This window comes from Frankia sp. AgKG'84/4 (assembly GCF_023242965.2).
Lineage (GTDB): Bacteria > Actinomycetota > Actinomycetes > Frankiales > Frankiaceae > Frankia.
Window position 1 is genome coordinate 1 of record NZ_JALKFU020001020.1, and the last position, 1,767, is coordinate 1,767.

General features: G+C 71.0%; 1 protein-coding gene. It reads right to left on the reverse strand.

Features of this window, described 5'->3' with window-relative positions; genetic code table 11:
• Positions 1-407: 407 nt before the first annotated feature.
• Positions 408-1,767 (reverse strand): MMPL family transporter (locus MXD58_RS26930; RefSeq protein ID WP_250610624.1); only part of this gene is annotated, 1,360 nt, incomplete at its 5' end.

Below are 1,767 nucleotides of genomic sequence, written 5' to 3' on the forward strand. Positions count from 1 at the left end.
GGATCGGCCTGGCCGGCGCGTGGACGCCTGCCGTCGTGGGTGGCGCGGGTGGCGCGGTGGCCGGGGAGGAGTCGCCTGGGCGACCGGATCGCTGGGCGCGGTCGGTAGCGCCGGGCAGAACGATGCTCATGGGCTTCCGTTCCAGTCCTCGGGTGGGGTACCGGACGTCGAGCGACACTGTAACTCCCCCGCAATGCCTCCCGCGACTCACTGTGATCCGTACTGCGCTCGGCCTGTCCGGGCCGGGATGGCGCTGGTCACAGGCCCTTATGGAGGTAGCCCAGCGGCGCCGGGGAATGGTGGCACCGCTGTCATTGCCACCTCGGGGACGCGGCGAGGCCGCCGGTCGGACCGAGACTGACTCGGTCCGACCGGCGGCCTGTTGGCGATGATCAGCCTGACGCGGATCAGTTCGGCGGCAGTGCCCAGCGCGGCGTCGGATAGTCCGGTCGGGGACGGACCGTCCGGCTGGCCCCCTCGGGGAGCCGCTCGCCGGCGAGGTCACCCGACCGGCCCGGGACTCCCTCCGGCTGGCCGGGGTGGCCACCGTGCTGGCGGGGCAGTTCGGCGCGGGTGTCGTCGTCCAGGTCGGAGCCCGATCCCGAGCCGCGCCACAGGCGGTCACCGAGCAGGGTGAGGACCGCCGGCATGAGCACCACGCGGATGAGCGTGGCGTCGATGAGGATCGCCGCGCCGAGGCCGACCCCGAGCTGCTTCATGCTGACCTGCGACAGCGTCGCGAAGATCGAGAACACCGCGACCATGATGACTGCCGCGCTCGTCACCACGCCGGCGCTGCGCCGCACGCCGACCATGACCGCGTCCCGCATGGACAGGCCGGCGTCGCGGGCCTCCTTCACCCGGCTGAGCACGAAGACCTGGTAGTCCATGGACAGGCCGAACAGGATCACGAACAGCATCAGTGGCAGCCAGTTCGTGACCGCCCCGGTGGAGGTGTAGCCGAGCAGCCCGTCGGCCCAGTGGTGCTGGAAGACCGCCACGAGCAGGCCATACGACGCACCGACCGAGAGCAGGTTGAGGCCGACAGCGACCAGGGCGATCAGCGCGCTGCGGAACGCGCCCAGCAGCAGCCCGAACGCGAGCACCATGACGAAGGCGATCACCAGCGGGGTGCGGGTCTTCAGCCGCTGGTTGAAGTCCGCGGAACCGGCGGTCGTGCCGGTCACGTCGGCCCGCAGGTTCGAGTCGGAACCGAGGACGGAAGGGATCACCGTGGACCGCAGCGTCTTCAGGGCGCTGATCGACTCACCATTTGTGCCGTTGCCGGCGATCGGCAGCGAGATCCGGGCGACCTGCTGGTCGGGAGTCAGGCTGACAACGACGGGGTTGTACAGCTTGCCGGTGGCCAGTGCCCGGTCGCGCAGCGTCTGGATGGCCTGGGATGCCTGCGGCGTCGTCACGGTGGAGCCGTCCGTGGTGGAAATGATCACGTGCGCCGCGACCTGGCCGCCGGGGAAGGCCGCGGACAGCCGCTCGTACGTCTTCATGATCGGAAGCTTCTTCGGGATGTCGTCGAAGCCCTGTTCGGCGGTGTGCATGCCGAGTGTCGGCAGGGTCAGCAGGAGCAGCAGTCCACCTGTGACCGCGGCGGTGATTCCCGGCCGGCGCAGCAGGCGGCCCATCACGCCCGGCTTCGCCAGGTGCGCCTGGTAGGCGTGCCGGCGCTGGCGCAGCTCCTCCCGCGGGTCCAGGACGGGCCCGGTCACCGTGGTCGCGTCACCGTCGCCGTGCTGGACCCGCCGGGAC